This is a genomic window from Verrucomicrobiota bacterium, assembly GCA_039027815.1.
Classification (GTDB): Bacteria; Verrucomicrobiota; Verrucomicrobiia; order Verrucomicrobiales; family JBCCJK01; genus JBCCJK01.
In genome coordinates this window covers 1-14,537 of sequence record JBCCJK010000025.1, presented here as the reverse complement: position 1 = coordinate 14,537, position 14,537 = coordinate 1, and the positions used below count along the sequence as shown (strand labels likewise).

General features: G+C 61.2%; 16 protein-coding genes. 10 read left to right on the top strand and 6 right to left on the bottom strand.

Annotated elements, in window-relative coordinates:
* Positions 1-17: 17 nt before the first annotated feature.
* The 3 genes from xylB to folD are packed head-to-tail and all read left to right on the top strand — an operon-like array spanning position 18 to position 3,046.
* Entirely contained in the window at positions 18-1,502 is a 1,485-nt protein-coding gene (gene xylB / locus AAF555_08070; GenBank protein MEM6911527.1) for a xylulokinase, read from the top strand.
* A 9-nt stretch (positions 1,503-1,511) separates the two neighbouring features.
* Positions 1,512-2,165, top strand: coding sequence for a lysophospholipid acyltransferase family protein (locus AAF555_08065; protein ID MEM6911526.1), 654 nt, complete (start codon positions 1,512-1,514; stop codon positions 2,163-2,165).
* Complete coding sequence (gene folD / locus AAF555_08060; GenBank protein ID MEM6911525.1) at positions 2,162-3,046, top strand: bifunctional methylenetetrahydrofolate dehydrogenase/methenyltetrahydrofolate cyclohydrolase FolD; 885 nt, start codon at positions 2,162-2,164, stop codon at positions 3,044-3,046. Before AAF555_08065 ends, folD begins: the two co-directional genes overlap by 4 nt.
* 39 nt (positions 3,047-3,085) lie before the next feature.
* On the opposite strand, the gene gatA is transcribed toward folD, so the two are convergent.
* The 4 genes from gatA to AAF555_08040 all read right to left on the bottom strand — a co-directional run bounded on the left by gatA (position 3,086) and on the right by AAF555_08040 (position 5,899).
* The gene (gene gatA, locus AAF555_08055) at positions 3,086-4,537 is read right to left on the bottom strand and encodes an Asp-tRNA(Asn)/Glu-tRNA(Gln) amidotransferase subunit GatA (protein ID MEM6911524.1); all 1,452 of its coding nucleotides are present in this window, start codon (positions 4,535-4,537) and stop codon (positions 3,086-3,088) included.
* A gap of 38 nt (positions 4,538-4,575) precedes the next feature.
* Complete coding sequence (gene gatC, locus AAF555_08050) at positions 4,576-4,869, bottom strand: Asp-tRNA(Asn)/Glu-tRNA(Gln) amidotransferase subunit GatC (protein ID MEM6911523.1); 294 nt, start codon at positions 4,867-4,869, stop codon at positions 4,576-4,578.
* A 110-nt stretch (positions 4,870-4,979) separates the two neighbouring features.
* A complete protein-coding gene (locus AAF555_08045) occupies positions 4,980-5,285 on the bottom strand; it encodes a hypothetical protein (GenBank protein MEM6911522.1) in 306 nt (101 codons plus the stop codon).
* 8 nt (positions 5,286-5,293) lie between these two features.
* Positions 5,294-5,899, bottom strand: a complete 606-nt coding sequence (locus AAF555_08040; protein MEM6911521.1) for a hypothetical protein — start codon at positions 5,897-5,899, stop codon at positions 5,294-5,296.
* A 195-nt stretch (positions 5,900-6,094) separates the two neighbouring features.
* On the opposite strand from AAF555_08040, the gene mnmA reads away from it, so the two are divergent.
* Complete coding sequence (mnmA, locus tag AAF555_08035; protein MEM6911520.1) at positions 6,095-7,171, top strand: tRNA 2-thiouridine(34) synthase MnmA; 1,077 nt, start codon at positions 6,095-6,097, stop codon at positions 7,169-7,171.
* Between the two features lie 281 nt (positions 7,172-7,452).
* On the opposite strand, the gene AAF555_08030 is transcribed toward mnmA, so the two are convergent.
* Positions 7,453-8,001 (bottom strand): cob(I)yrinic acid a,c-diamide adenosyltransferase, encoded by a 549-nt coding sequence (locus AAF555_08030; protein MEM6911519.1) that lies wholly within the window; start codon positions 7,999-8,001, stop codon positions 7,453-7,455.
* Positions 8,002-8,010: 9 nt separating this feature from the next.
* Positions 8,011-9,660, bottom strand: coding sequence for a CTP synthase (locus AAF555_08025; GenBank protein MEM6911518.1), 1,650 nt, complete (start codon positions 9,658-9,660; stop codon positions 8,011-8,013).
* Positions 9,661-9,800: 140 nt separating this feature from the next.
* On the opposite strand from AAF555_08025, the gene AAF555_08020 reads away from it, so the two are divergent.
* From AAF555_08020 to AAF555_07995, 6 genes are all read left to right on the top strand, one after another.
* Positions 9,801-10,775 (top strand): PhoH family protein, encoded by a 975-nt coding sequence (locus tag AAF555_08020; GenBank protein ID MEM6911517.1) that lies wholly within the window; start codon positions 9,801-9,803, stop codon positions 10,773-10,775.
* A gap of 114 nt (positions 10,776-10,889) precedes the next feature.
* Positions 10,890-12,515 carry an HDIG domain-containing metalloprotein gene (locus tag AAF555_08015; protein ID MEM6911516.1) on the top strand — a complete coding sequence of 542 codons (1,626 nt, stop codon included), beginning with the start codon at positions 10,890-10,892 and terminating at the stop codon, positions 12,513-12,515.
* Between the two features lie 19 nt (positions 12,516-12,534).
* The gene (ybeY, locus tag AAF555_08010; protein ID MEM6911515.1) at positions 12,535-12,987 is read left to right on the top strand and encodes an rRNA maturation RNase YbeY; all 453 of its coding nucleotides are present in this window, start codon (positions 12,535-12,537) and stop codon (positions 12,985-12,987) included.
* Positions 12,984-13,616, top strand: a complete 633-nt coding sequence (locus tag AAF555_08005; GenBank protein MEM6911514.1) for an urease accessory UreF family protein — start codon at positions 12,984-12,986, stop codon at positions 13,614-13,616. Before ybeY ends, AAF555_08005 begins: the two co-directional genes overlap by 4 nt.
* A complete protein-coding gene (clpS, locus tag AAF555_08000; protein MEM6911513.1) occupies positions 13,613-13,915 on the top strand; it encodes an ATP-dependent Clp protease adapter ClpS in 303 nt (100 codons plus the stop codon). Before AAF555_08005 ends, clpS begins: the two co-directional genes overlap by 4 nt.
* On the top strand, positions 13,912-14,418 hold the full coding sequence (locus AAF555_07995; protein MEM6911512.1) for a DUF2017 family protein: 507 nt from the start codon (positions 13,912-13,914) through the stop codon (positions 14,416-14,418). The genes clpS and AAF555_07995 overlap by 4 nt, the downstream gene beginning before the upstream one ends.
* The last annotated feature ends 119 nt before the right edge of the window (positions 14,419-14,537 follow it).

Genomic DNA, 14,537 nt, shown 5'->3' with positions numbered 1-14,537 from the left:
AGCAGCTTGCTTAGGGGATGATTGCCCTCGGGATTGACAGCGGAACGCAGAGCACCAAAACCCTGGCCCTCGATCTCGAAAGCGGGGAACTCTTGGCCGAATCCCGGGGCAGCTACCAGCTGGTAGGTGGCTTGCCTCCTGGGCATATGGAGCAGCATCCGGGAGACTGGTGGCAGGCTTTCACAAGGACGATGGAGGACTGCCTTCAGCAGCTCGGGGAGCGACGCCGAGAAGTGGTGGGAATCGGGGTCAGCGGGCAGCAACATGGACTGGTCGTTTTGGATGAACGCGATGAGGTGCTCAGGCCTGCCAAGCTGTGGTGCGATACCTCCACGACCCAAGAGTGCCAGCTTTTCGCTGAAGCCTTCGGCGGGGATGAGGGATTGATCGCCCTGGCGGGGAACCCGATTTTGCCCGGCTACACTGCGCCCAAGATTCTCTGGATGAAGCGGCAGGAGCCAGAGGTCTTTGCCCGGATTGCCAGCGTTCTCCTTCCGCACGATTACCTCAATTTCAAACTGACGGGGAAGAAGCGCATGGAGTATGGCGATGCCTCCGGCACGGGCTTGCTCAATCTGCGCTCTCGCCGTTGGCAGAAGGAGCTGGTCGACTTCATCGATCCGGCCTTGGGAGAGGCCTTGCCTTCGGTGGGGAGTTCGCGCGAGGCGCTCGGCCTGCTCTCTCCCGACTTGGCTGAAGGTTGGGGCTTGTCGGACTCGGTCGTGGTGAGCGCTGGGGGAGGCGACAACATGATGGGGGCCATCGGCACGGGCTTGGTTTGCCAAGGCGTCATGACGGCCAGCCTTGGCACCTCGGGCACGCTCTACGGAGTTTCCGAAAGTCCCGTCATCGATCCAGAGGGCGAAGTGGCGGCCTTCTGTGATAGCAATGACCAGTGGCTGCCCCTGGTTTGCACCATGAACGTGACGGTCACGACCGAGGCCATGCGCTCTCTCTTCGCGCTCAGTCTCCCGGAGTTGGAGGCCGCGGTTTCCGCCAGTCCCCGGGGAGCGGAGGGCCTCTGCCTGCTGCCCTACCTGACCGGCGAGCGGACGCCCAACTTGCCGCAAGGGAGCGGCGTCCTCCATGGCCTGACTCCGGCGAACCTCACTCAGGAAAACCTGGCGCGGGCGGCGGCCGAGGGGGCCACGCTCGGCCTGGCTTATGGCCTGAATCGCTTCCGGGCCCTCGGTGTGAACCCCTCTGAGATCCGCCTGACCGGAGGAGGCAGCCAGAGTCCCGCTTGGAGACAGATTTGCGCGGATGCTTTTGGGGCGGAGGTGGTTTGTTTGCAGACGACAGAGGGGGCGGCCTTGGGGGCGGCCATGCAGGGTGGGGTGGCGGCGGGAGTGGGCGACCTGGAGTCCTTCTGTGAGCGCTTTGTGAAGCCCGATGAAGGCACCCGGACTGCGCCCCAGGAAGAGGGCATTTCCTTCTACCATGCCCAGGGGGAACGGCTTCACTCGCTCACCCAAAGCCTCCACCGCGCAGGGCATCTTTGATTGAGCGGCATGGGGAAGAGCAAGCCAGCTGCGTGGCAAGCGCGATCGTTGGTGGCGGTCATTCGCCTCCTCACGGCGACCGTTCGCAAGGTGGTGGTGGACGAGGAAGCCATCCTGACCCAGAACGCGGCCTCGCCAGTGGTCTATTCCCTCTGGCACAATCGTCTCCTCATGATCCCGGCCTTTTTTGAGAAAATCAATCCCGAGAGAAAGGTGGTGGCGCTGACTAGCGCCAGTCGCGATGGCGGGATGCTCTCCCAAGTGCTGGCCGCCTACCAGATTCCCGTGGTGCGAGGCAGCAGCTCCCGCCGAGGCGCCCGCGCGCTCCGGGAAGCGACCCGGGCCCTCGAAGAGGGGCTCTGCCTCTGCATCACGCCGGATGGGCCGCGCGGTCCTCGCTACCGTCTCCAGCCCGGGGTCATCAAATTGGCGCAGGTCAGCCAAGTGCCCATTGTCCCCATCCACTTCACCTACACCGGGGTCTGGCGCTTGCGCAGTTGGGATCAATTCATCGTTCCCAAGCCCTTTAGCCAGGTCAGACTTCACCTCGGGGAGCCCATTGCCATCCCGGCTGAGCTGAGCGAGGAAGCCTTCGAGGCCCAACGAAAAGAAGTTCTCGACCGAATTCTCTCCGAGACCCACGAACCCGAAGACCGCCCATGAACGCCCGACTGATCGACGGCAAAGCCCTCGCTGAAAAGACCCTTTCCGAATGCCAAGCGGACATCGCCGCGCTGCAAGCGCGTGGCCTCACCCCCGGGCTAGCGGTCGTCCTGGTGGGGCAAGACCCGGCCTCCACTTTTTATGTCCGGCAGAAGGACAAAAAGTGCCAGGAACTGGGGCTGCATTCGATAAAGCTGGAACTGCCGGAAGACACCAGCGAAGCGGAGTTGCTCGCGCGGGTGGAGGAGCTGAACCAGGACCCCGCCATCCACGGCATCTTAGTTCAATCGCCCCCGCCCCCCCAGATCGATGAGGCCAAGGTCATCCGAGCCATCGATCCCGCCAAGGACGTGGACGGCTTCCACCCGGTCAATGTCGGGAAACTCGCGCAGGAGGATGCCACGGGTTTTGTTCCCTGCACGCCTTTGGGGTGTCAGAAATTGCTGGCCGAGGCCGGGGTGGAAACGAGCGGGGCGGAGGTGGTGGTGGTAGGCCGGAGTCTCATCGTGGGCAAGCCTATGGCGATGCTTCTCATGGCCAAGGGGCCGACGGCCAATGCCACCGTCACGATCGCCCACTCGCGGACCCGGAGCCTTCCTGAGGTGGTCCGACGAGCCGACATCGTGGTGGCGGCGATCGGGCGGCCGGAATTCGTGAAGGGCGATTGGATCAAAGAAGGGGCAGCGGTCATCGATGTGGGGATCAACCGTGTGGAGGATGCCCGCGCCAAGAAGGGCTATCGCATCGTGGGGGATGTGGAGTTTGCCGAGGCCAGGGAGCGAGCTTCCGTCATCACCCCGGTCCCGGGAGGGGTCGGTCCCATGACGATCGCCATGCTTTTGAGTAATACCATCAAGAGCGCGAAGTTGGCCGCAGGCTAGAGCCAAGGCCCTGGCTGGGAGGGGGAGGGGGCGGTGGCGTTAGAAGGTGGCTTCTTTTTGGCTCTGCGGCTGGTCATGAAAGACCGCGCTGGCCGCCAGGAGAGCCGCTTCTTCCAAGGGCTTCCCAATCAGCTGCAAGCCGATCGGCAAGGACTTTCCGTCCACTTCCTCCACGCCGCAAGGCACGGACAGGGCACAGGTCCCCGCCAAGTTGACTGGGATGGTCAGGACATCAGCGAGATACATTTGGACCGGATCGTCCAAGCGGTCGCCCATTTTGAAGGCGGTGCAGGGGCTGGTGGGGCCGGCGATGAGGTCGACCTGCTCGAAGGCTTTTTCAAAGTCCTGGCGGATGAGGGTGCGGACCTTTTGGGCCCGGTTGTAGTAGGCGTCGTAGTAGCCGCTGCTCAAGACATAGGTGCCGAGGATGATGCGGCGCTTCACCTCATCGCCGAAGCCTTCTTCGCGACTGAGTTGGTATTGCTCCAGAAGACTGTCTGCGTGAGCCGAACGATGCCCGTAGCGGACGCCATCGAAACGGGCCAGGTTGCTCGAGGCTTCCGCGTTGGCGGCGATGTAGTAGGTGGCGACCGCGTATTCGGTGTGGGGGAGGCTGATTTCGATGATTTCGCAGCCGAGGCTTTCGTAGGTTGTAAGCGCCTGCTGGATGCTTTCTTTGACGGCAGGGGCGAGGCCGTCGATCTCCATGTATTCCTTGGGAACACCGATTTTGAGTCCTGAGAGCTCGGCATCGAGCTGCTGGCTGAAGGCGGGAACCTTTTGATCTTGGAAGCAAGTGGAGTCTTTGGGATCGGGACCGCAGAGCGCTTCCAGGAGCAGGGCGGTGTCGGACACGGTTTTGGTGAAGGGGCCGATCTGGTCGAGAGAGGAGGCGTAAGCCACGAGGCCGTAGCGGGAGACCCGCCCGTAGGTGGGCTTCATGCCGACGACGCCGCAGAAGCTGGCGGGCTGGCGGATGGAGCCCCCGGTGTCGCTCCCCAGGGTGGCCAGAGCCATCCCTCCAGCGACGGCTGCGGCCGAGCCACCGCTGGAGCCCCCCGGGACGCGTTCGAGGTCGTGGGGATTGGCGGTGGGATGGAAGCCGGAGTTTTCGGTGGAAGAGCCCATGGCGAACTCGTCCATGTTGAGGCGACCAAAGGGGATCCCGCCTGCTTCCCGCAGTTTGCGAATGGCGGTGGCGTCGTAGGGCGCGATGTAGCCCTTCAGGATTTTGCTGGCGCAGTGGCAGGGGTGGCCTTGGACGTTGAGGACGTCCTTGATGCCGATGGGAAGCCCGCCCAGCGGGAGCGAGAGGTCCGCCTTTTCGGCCTCGCTGCGCGCTTGCTCCAGGTCATAGGAGAGGTAGGCCCGGACCTGGGGATCCCGCTCCTCGATCCGCTCGACGAGGGCATCGAGGAGTTCGCTGGGGCTGAGTTCTTTCGCGCGGAGTTGTTCGCGGGCCTGGACGAGGGTAAGGTCGGCTGGATGCATCTGAAATGCGGGATGCGGAAGTGGGAATTCGGAATGATCTAGTCGAGGACTTTGGGGACGAGGAACTCGCTTTGGGTGGCGGCGGGGGCGTTGGCAAGAGCTTGCTCGGGGCTGAGGCCCTCTTCCGGCCGGGCCAGATCGGGCCGAGCGATGTCGAAGATTTCAAAAGCGTGGGCCGAGGGCTCGATGCTTTCCACGTCCACTTCTTTGAGCTTTTCGATGTAGGCCAGAATATCGCCCAGCTGGCGCTCGAATTTGAGGATTTCGGCTTCGGTCAGTTCCAAGCGCGCCAGGCTCGCGATCTTGGGGACGTCAAAGGTCTCGTCAGGCATGCCGATGAGATAGATGCTCTCGGGCGCTTGTCGAGGAGGGGTTGGCGGTCCCCGAGATTCTAGACTTGAGGAGGATCGGGCGTGGCCTCCGTTCCTCAGGCAGTTTGCTTTTACAGGCCCAAGTTGCTTTTTAAGAGCTGGAGCGTCCAGACGGCGAGGACCGCGAGACAGGCGGTCAGGGCCAGAAAGAGGAAGAATTGTCCCCAACTGGAGCTTTCCCCCCGGCGTCGGCGCAGGGGCCGATCGATGGCCGGGCGGAGCGTGGTGAGCTTGTCTTGATGACGGCTTTCGAGGTAGCTCTCGAGATACTTGATTCGTTTTTCGAGCTGTCGTTCGCGGGAGGCGTCGAAGGAGCCGGCCTCGGCCGTGAGAACGGCGTGACGTTTTCGGAAGGTCTTTCGTTTCTTGTTGGCCATGTGCTTGGCTAGTTGAAGTAGAGAAGGAGGGCGGTGCAGAGCAGGAGGATGAGGGAGAGGGGAAGGGTGAGGGCGAAGCCGCGCTTCATCCATTCGAGGAAGGGGTCGCTGGGGCGGCGGGCCGGCCGGGCGGAGTGCGCGAGCACTTCTTCATAGGCGGCCCGGATTCCCTGGAGATGTTCCCGACCTTCCTGAATTTGCTGGAGGAGGTTGGGCTGCCGCCAGGTCTCGGGTTGAAGGCGATCCAGAGCATCGAGCTGGGAGGCGATCTCTTTGTCCGCCATCCGAAGGGATTCGAGGCGTCGCGTGCACTCGCAGGATTCCCGGTCGATGCGCTCCAGCTCGGAGGTCATTCCCTGAAGGAGATCCTCATACTCGCTTTCAAAGAGTTCCCGGCTGCCACGAATCCCCTCCAGTTGGCTGCGAGATTTCTCGATTTGCTCTTGCTGCTCCCGGAGTGCTTCCAGCTGCTGGCGCGCGTCGTGAAGCTGGTCTTCAAAACCAGGTGTTTCGCGCCCCCGGGTTAGCTGCACGGCGTGGCGACGAGGGGGGCGCGCCGCCCGCGATCCAGAGAGAGGCAGGTCGCTCGAGGGGTGAGAAGAGGAGCCAGGCATGTGCTTGAAGAAGCCAGTTATTTAATATTTATTAATATTTCATCCTACTCTTCGAATCCAGTAAAAAGAATGGGCGCACCATGAAATTCATAAAATAAAGCGAGGATTGGGCGGAAAGAAGTTCACTCGAACATTTCTTTTTGGGAGATCTTCTTTTCAAGTGTCCTCGGAGGAGCGAATAAGGGGGAAGAGACGATGGCAAAGATCTTAGTAGGGATGTCCGGTGGGGTGGATAGCAGCGTGGCCGCGGGCTTGCTGTGCGAGCAGGGGCACGAGGTGGAGGGCGCCTATCTGAAAAACTGGATCAATGAGGAGAAGATTGCGGGGCATTGTCCCTGGGAGGAGGACATCGAGGACGCGCGGGCGGCGGCGGCTGCCCTTGGCCTGCCCTTCCAAGTGGTCAATATGATGCAAGACTATCGGGAGCGGGTCGTGAACTACCTGCTAGCGGGCTATGAGTCGGGCGTGACGCCCAATCCGGATGTCATGTGCAATCGGGAAATGAAGTTTGGGCTTTTTCGGCAGTGGGCCCTCGCGCGGGGTTTTGAGGGGGTGGCGACCGGGCACTACGCCCGTTTGTGCCGCCATCAGGGGGGGTTCGAGGTCCGGCGGGGGGCCGATCCCCACAAGGACCAGAGCTACTTTTTGGCGCTGGTGCGGGAAGAACAGTTTCGGGACGCGTGGTTTCCCTTGGGAGAGCTTCACAAGCCGGAAGTCCGCGCGGAGGCGGAGCGCTTGGGGCTGCCGAATGCCCGCAAGAAGGACAGTCAGGGGATCTGCTTCATTGGCGAAGTGCGCATGAGCGATTTTTTGCGAAATTATGTCCCGGATCGACCGGGAAAAATCGTCACCATTCAAGGCCAGGAAGTGGGAGAGCACCCCGGGCTCCATCTCTTCACCCTGGGACAGCGCAAGGGGATTCGGGTGCCTTCCAATCGAGATCAAATGGCCTACGTGGTGGTAGGAAAGAACGGTCAACGAAACGAGCTGGTCATCGGCTTCGACGAACCCAGCACCCCGGGTTTGTATGCCAGAGAGTGCCTGCTGACGGGCTTCTCTTGGGCGGGGCCCTCGTTGGCACTTGGTCGCCATCGTTTGCGAGCGCAGCCGAGGTATCGCAACCCGGCGCCGGAGGCGACGCTGGAGCTGGAGGGGGACCGGGGAGTGCTTCGCTATCGCGAGCCGCAGCGGGCTCTCACGCCGGGGCAAATCTGCGCCTTGTATGAGGGGGATCGCTTGTTGGGCGGGGCCACCTTTGCTGAGATTCGCTAGAGGAGGGCTGGCCTTCTCTCGCCTTCCCCGCTGCCCTCACAGCAGTGGGTAGCAGTGGATCCGGCAGCTTGGTATGATACCAACCTCCAGAATTCACAGGTAGAATGGAGGGAGGGTGGTGTGGGGAAGAGGCGCTGAAGCGCGGGGAAGGGAGAGCCGGAGTCTTTCGAGCCAGCCCAGCGTTGCTCCTCGGTTACGGTGCCTGCACCGCGCCCTCGTCGCGCCTTGGTCTGGCCCGAAATCCACTCGGCCATTCTACCAGCCAATTCTCCAGCTTGGTATTAGGAGGCAGCCGGTGTTTCGCTCTCGCGAGCCAGGAGCCAGCAAGCGTCGGAGAGACGATTGAGATAGCGTAAGGGCTCTTGGTAGGAAAATTCTCCCGACTCCAGGAGGAGGGCCACTTCGCGTTCCGCTCGGCGAACGACGGTCCGGGCAAAGTCGTAAGCAGCCGCGGCCGGGTGGCCCTGTGCCCCGGGGAGGGACCAGGTGGTGGGCGCCTTGGCTTGTTCTTCTTCGATGGCGGCGATGAGTGCGTCCACTTCGGCGACTTGCGCGGCGTTCAGGCGCTGGAAGTTGGCGGCAGCGAATTTTTCTTCGTCGGAGGGAAGGCAGGCCAATTCCCCCATGAGGCGGATGAGGTTTTGCTGGACGCTCGCCAGGAAGGCCTGCCGGGCGTGGCCTGCGGGGAGGGCGACGCGGACCAAGCCGAGGGCGGCGTTCAGTTCATCGGTCGCGCCGAGGGCGCCAATCCGGGGATGGGTTTTGGGGACGCGGCGTCCGAAGAGGAGGTCGGTTTCTCCGCGGTCGCCTTTGCGAGTGGCTATGGACATGCAGGCGGCTCAGGCGGTTTGCTCTTGATGGCGCCGGAGCGCATGTTCCACAAAGCCATCGAAGAGGGGATGGGGGTGGTTTGGTTTGGAGAGGAACTCCGGGTGATACTGGACGGCAATGAAGAAGGGGTGGGAGGGGATTTCGATGGCTTCGGTCAAGGTTTCATCGGGAGAGAGCGCGCTGATGACGAGGCCGCGGGCTTCCATGGATTCCCGGTAGTTCTGATTGAACTCGTAGCGGTGACGATGGCGTTCGTGGATGATGGGCTCTTGGTAGAGGCGCGCGGTCAGGGTGTCTGGTTTCACCACTGATTTCCAGCGTCCCAGCCGCATGGTGGCTCCCAGGTCTTCCACTTCATTTTGTTCCTCCAGCAGGCAGATCACGGGATGGGGGGTTTCCCTGTCGAACTCGGTGGAGTTGGCTTCGAGCAGGCCGCAGACGTGACGGGCAAATTCGATGGTGGCGATTTGCATGCCGAGGCAGAGGCCGAGGTAGGGGATTTGGTTTTCGCGGGCGTAGCGGGCGGCGGCGATTTTGCCTTCGGTGCCGCGATCGCCAAAGCCCCCCGGAATGAGGACGGCGTCGATCCCGATGAGGTGCTTCTCGGGGCCTTCGGTTTCGAGGTCTTGGGAGTCGATGCGGATGACCTCGACCTTGGTATCGTTGGCGGCACCGGCATGAACCAAGGCTTCATAGATGCTTTTGTAGGCGTCTTGGAGTTCGATGTATTTTCCGACGACCGCGATCTGCACGAGGTGGGCGGGGTCGATCACCCGACGGACAAATTCGCGCCATTCGTCGAGGGCGGGCGGCGGGGTGTCCAGGTGGAGCTTTTCGCAGGCGATGTCGTCGATCTGCCATTCGTGAAGCGCGAGCGGGCATTCGTAGATGCTGTGAGGCACGTCCAAAAAAGGGATGACGGCCCGCTTCTCGATGTTGCTGAACATGGCGATTTTGTTCCGCTCCAGTTCTTCTACCTCGTATTCCGCGCGGCAGAGAAGGATATCGGGATGGAGGCCGATCTCGCGCATTTTGGCGACGCTTTGTTGGGTGGGTTTGGTCTTCAGTTCTCCGGCCGCCGCGATGTAGGGCACGAGGGTGACGTGGATGAAGAGCACGTTTTCCTTGCCGACATCGAGCGCAAATTGGCGAATGGCCTCCATGAAGGGCTGCCCTTCGATGTCACCGACGGTCCCGCCGATTTCCGTGATGAGGACATCCGCTTGGGTCCGCTTGGCGACCGAGTGAATGCGTTCTTTGATCTCGTCGGTGACGTGGGGAATGACCTGCACGGTGGTGCCGAGGTAGTCGCCCCGCCGCTCCCGCCGGAGGACGGTCTCGTAGACTTGCCCCGAGGTGAGGTTGTTCATGCGAGTGAGGGGTTCGCTCGTGAAACGCTCGTAGTGGCCGAGGTCGAGATCGGTTTCCGAGCCATCGTCGAGGACATAGACCTCGCCGTGTTGGTAAGGGCTCATGGTGCCGGGATCGACGTTGAGGTAGGGATCGAACTTTTGCAGCACGACTTTGAGACCGCGTTTTTCCAGAAGGGTGCCGAGGGAGGCCGCGGCCAGCCCTTTGCCGAGGGAGCTGACGACGCCTCCGGTGAAGAAGATGAATTTGGCGGGTCGGGCAGGCGGGGCGTCGGCTGGGTCGCTCATGAAGAGAAAGTGCGAAGGTGGCGAGGATGGGGGCGATTTCAAGCCTGCTCTGTAGGAGGAGAAGCTTTTGTCTGAGGCCGCGGAGGCTTGGCGAATGACAAGGCGGCTTTTGCAGGATAGGTTCCCCTCCGAAGCATCCTATGATTTCCGAGACGCTTGAGTTTGAATCGCCCCGTTTCCTTCACTCTCTTTTTGCCGACGATGTGACCTTGCTGCGGGAAATGGGCTCGCGGCTCGATGTCAAACTGACCACGCGCGAAGGCTGGATCAAGATTGACGGAGACGCGCCCCAGGTGGAGCGGGCTCGGAGCGTTTTCGCGGGCTTGGAGCGGGTCCGCCGGTCCGGGGGCGGGATCGACCGCCATGCCTTCACCATGGCGGTGGAGGCAGCCACCGAGGAAGAGCCAGAGCCCCCGGAAGCCCTTTTACAGATCCGCTTGCAGACCTCCCGCAAGCGCCCGCCCGTGACCCCCCGCACTCGGACCCAAGCCCATTATCTCAAGGCCATGCAAGATCATGAGGTGGTCTTCGGGGTGGGGCCGGCTGGCACCGGAAAAACGTTTCTGGCGATGGCCCATGCGGTGGCGGCCTTGAAAGCCGGGCAGGCCAGGCGGATCATTTTGACCCGTCCAGCGGTGGAGGCGGGGGAGGCCTTGGGCTTCCTGCCGGGCGACCTCAAGGAAAAGCTCTATCCCTACCTGCGACCGCTCTACGATGCGCTCCACGATCTCCTCGATCCCGAGGAGCTGGAGAAATGGGTCGAGCGCGGCGTGGTGGAAATCGCTCCCCTGGCCTACATGCGCGGGCGCACCTTGGCGCAGGCGGTCGTGATTTTGGACGAGGCCCAGAACACCACCCGAGAGCAGATGCTCATGCTGCTGACGCGCTTGGGCGAGGGCTCGACTTGCCTGGTGACGGGCGACCCCATGCAAATCGATCTCCGGCCAAAAGGAGCCTCAGGACTGCGGGAAGCCATGCGCATTCTTCCGGGGACCCAGGGCGTGGCCTTTATGGAATTCCAGCGTCACGAGGTGGTCCGCCATCCTGTGGTGAGCGCCATCCTCGGGGCCTATGAAAAAAATCGAGCGGCCGAGCCGGGCAAGGAGAGGGATTGATTCTTTTCCGAAAGGTGCGTAAACTCTTCCCAAGAACTTAAGTCTTTCTCGCCTCCGGGATGCTCCCGGACCTGGCCGACCAGTTGAGCGGCCTTCACCCCACCCCTCCTCAATTTGGGCTTTTTTGAATTTCTTTATCGCTGGCGATTGCAGCAAAAAGGCCATGCTTCCGGGCGAAAGCGCCTGCAAGAGCGCGATACCCCGTTGCTGGATTGGTTCGAGGAGGGCCGGACTTCCCGTTGGCTGATCTGCTTGGCTTTCCTCGGAATCGTGAGCGGCATGCTGCTGGCACCCGGTCCGGGCGGCTTTGGCTGGACTTATGAGGGCATCCAACGGGTCCTCATGACGCTGGTGATCTTCGCGGCCAGTCTGGTCTACTTTTACGTGGGGCATCCGGAGGAGATCGAGCGCAATGGCCGCATCGCTCTCGCCTACGGGGTGATCTTGATGCAGCTCTTTTTCGTCAAGGGCTTGGAGCTGCTCGTGAATGCCTTGGAAGGCGGGCAAGGACTGCTCTTCATCTTAGTGCCGGCCGCTTTTGCTCCCATGCTCTTGCGGGTGCTCTTGGGGAGGCGGTTTGGGATGTTTGCGGTGACGGTGGCCAGCCTTTTGACGGCGCTTTTGGTCAAGACGGATTTGCGCTTTGAGTTTGTGGTCAGCTCGCTGATCGGCGGAGCGGTCGCCATCTACGTGATGCGGCGGGCTCGCCATCGACGTCGCCTCGTGCAGGCCGGCATCTACGTGGGAGTCACCAACCTCATCCTGGCCTTGGCCCTCGGACAAATCACCTTCGCGGGCCAGCCGCTTGACCAAACGCTCTACCAAATTCTGGCAGCGCTCTTGGTGGGCCTGGTGACAGCGACTTTAGTGGGAGGCTTGTTGCCAATTTTTGAGGGTCTCTTCCAACTGACGACCGATATGTCTTGGATCGAGATGGCGGATCTGAATCATCCGCTCTTGCGACGGCTCACGATCGAGGCACCGGGCACTTACCACCACAGCCTGGTGGTGGCGCAGTTGGCCGAAGCCGCGGCAGAGAAGATCGGGGCCAACCCGATTGAGTGCCGCGTGTGTAGCTATTTCCATGATATTGGCAAGCTGCAAAAGCCGCTCTACTTCATTGAAAACCAAGGAGATGGGGTCAATCCCCATGACGAACTCACCCCCACCATGAGTTCGCTCATTATCATCGCCCACGTAAAGGAGGGGGTGGACCTGGCTATCCGAAACAAGCTCAATCCGCAGATCATGGATGCCATTCGCGAGCATCACGGTGATTCGCTCGTGGGTTACTTTTACCAGCGGGCGCGCAAGCAGCAGGAGGAGGCGCATGCCAAGGCGGAAAAAGGGGAGATCAGCGAAGACGATGTCCCTCGCATTGAAGAGTCCAATTTTCGCTATCCCGGTCCCCGACCTAAGAGCAAAGAGACGGCCATCATCAGTTTAGCGGATGCGGTGGAGAGTGCTTCGCGATCGCTGGGCAAGCCGAGCCCTTCTCGCATTCGCCAGCTCATCGATGACATCTTCCAAGGTCGGATCGCAGACGGGCAGCTCGACGACGCCCCTCTTACCATGGCGGAGCTGAAGCTGCTGAAAGAGTCCTTTTCCTCCAATTTGCGAAGCATGCTCCATCATCGAGTGCCTTACCCCAAGGAGCCCGGGGAGGCGAAATCCACGGAGCCGAAGGCCGGGGCGGTCACCCAGCGGGCGACCAAGGAGACGTCCCGCTCCGCCGCCTGAAGTCCTTCCGGAATTCGCCATGGAGGTGGAAGTCATCATTTCTCAAGGCGTGGAGGTGGGGTATGAGGTCGCGCGACTCTCGGCCGATTTGGAGGAGGCCCTGGGGCTGGTTTTGCAACACGCGCCTGGGGGCAAAAATATCCTCCAAGAATTGGGATCGATCAGCGTGGCCATCGTATCGGATGAGGAAATGGCCGACCTGCACCTTCAATTTATGGGAATCGAGGGCCCGACCGATGTCATTACCTTTCACCACGGAGAGATCGTGATCAGCCAGGATACCGCCTGGCGAGTGGGGCAGGAGGAAGGGACCAGCACCTACCAAGAGACTCTTCTTTACGGCATCCACGGGCTCTTTCATCTCTATGGCTATGAGGACTTGGAGGAGCCGGCTCGGCAAGAAATGCATCGGCGACAAGAAGCCGTGCTTGAACAAGTCAGCAAATCTCGGGATACTTCTTGGAAATCATGAATTCTCCTCCTGAAGTGCCCTTGGAAAGCTCCCATGGAGACAGCCGTGCTCTCAAGAAGTCGCTCGCCTTTGCTGAGATGCGTCGCCACGGTCGTGGACTCACGGGCACCTTCCGGCCAAAGGACGCGACGGCGTTGCCCGAGCAGTGGCGGCGTTGGTTGGATCATGATTTTGCCGGCTTGATCGCACCAATTTTCCGGGAGGCTTATGACGGGGTCATCGCTTATCGTTCGGAAGACGTCTTGGCTGCGGACGCCCGCCTGCATGAGGCCCTCTCGAGCAGGCAGCGATCGGTCAGCATCGAACTTCGCCAGCGGATGGTGGGGGGACTGCCAGATGCCCGGGAGTGCCGGGTGCTTCGTCGTTTCACGCGCGAGGCCGAAGCGGGGACCTTAGCGGGTCACCTTCCCATCTTTTTCGCGGCTCGCGCTGCCGTCCTCAACATCGCCCTCCGCCAAGCTCTCCTGGGTTACGCTTGGGCGGAGTGGGACTTGGCCCATCAGGCGTTGGGAGTCGACCGCCCGTGGACCAAGTTTTTGGCCCACGGAGAGTTCCTGCAGGCGGCCATCCAAAATTCTTTGGTCAACCAAGACTCCCAATGGGGGAGCGCGGAAGGAAGCCTGCCTTGAGCCCTCCCTCCATGATGGGGGAGGTCCAGCTTCAGGAGAAGCCAGAGATCGCCTCACAGCAAGACCCGCCCTGGGAAGTGGTCATTCACGACGACCCGGTCAACCTCATGGGCTACGTCACCTTGGTAATCCGACGCGTATTCGGATACGATGAAGCCCGGGCACAACGACACATGCTGGAGGTGCATCACGAGGGAAGCTCGGTGGTGTGGGTTGGCGAGAGGGAGCAAGCCGAGTTCTATGTCCATCAACTGCATCAACATCAGTTGAAAGCGACCTTAGAGCAGTCGGAGGAATGAAATTTCGGCGAACGCGCAGAGACAAATGGATCCTCGAAGGGGTCTCTTCGTTCGAATTGGCTCTTCTCATGGCGCTGGTGGGGAGCGATGGTCTTTGGGAGGAGGACTTGGTCCGAAATCGCCTCTACCAAGACCCAGGAGAGCTCTCGGAAAAAGAGCGCAAGGAGTGGCGGGAGTTGACCCACTCGGATCTTGAAAGCGCCTTCCACCAAGACCTCGAAACCGTCTTGAAAGATCTTCGGCAGGCAGAAAAGCGGGTCGGAAAGGGAACGGAGGCCGTTTACCGAATCAAATCCACAGCAGAGAACGCGGAGGCGTGGTATCAAACCCTCAATCGAGCCCGTCTGGCGCTCAACGAAATTCACCAACTGGAAGCGATTCGCGCTGACAGCCGCTACGCGGAGGCCTCCGGAAATCAACAAATGGCGCTCCTTCGCTACGAGATCTATCTCGCCATCCAGAGCGTCTTATTGGACGAATTTCTCAGCCCTCGAGGAGCCTGAAAGTAGAAGTTTCCTGGTAGTGGTGGGCCGCGACGTCCTCGGCGCGGCGGGTGCGATGAGCCGTTTCTCAAAACAGCTACCCACCCAAGGGCTTTCCGGCTAGCTATCACTTGGGTAAG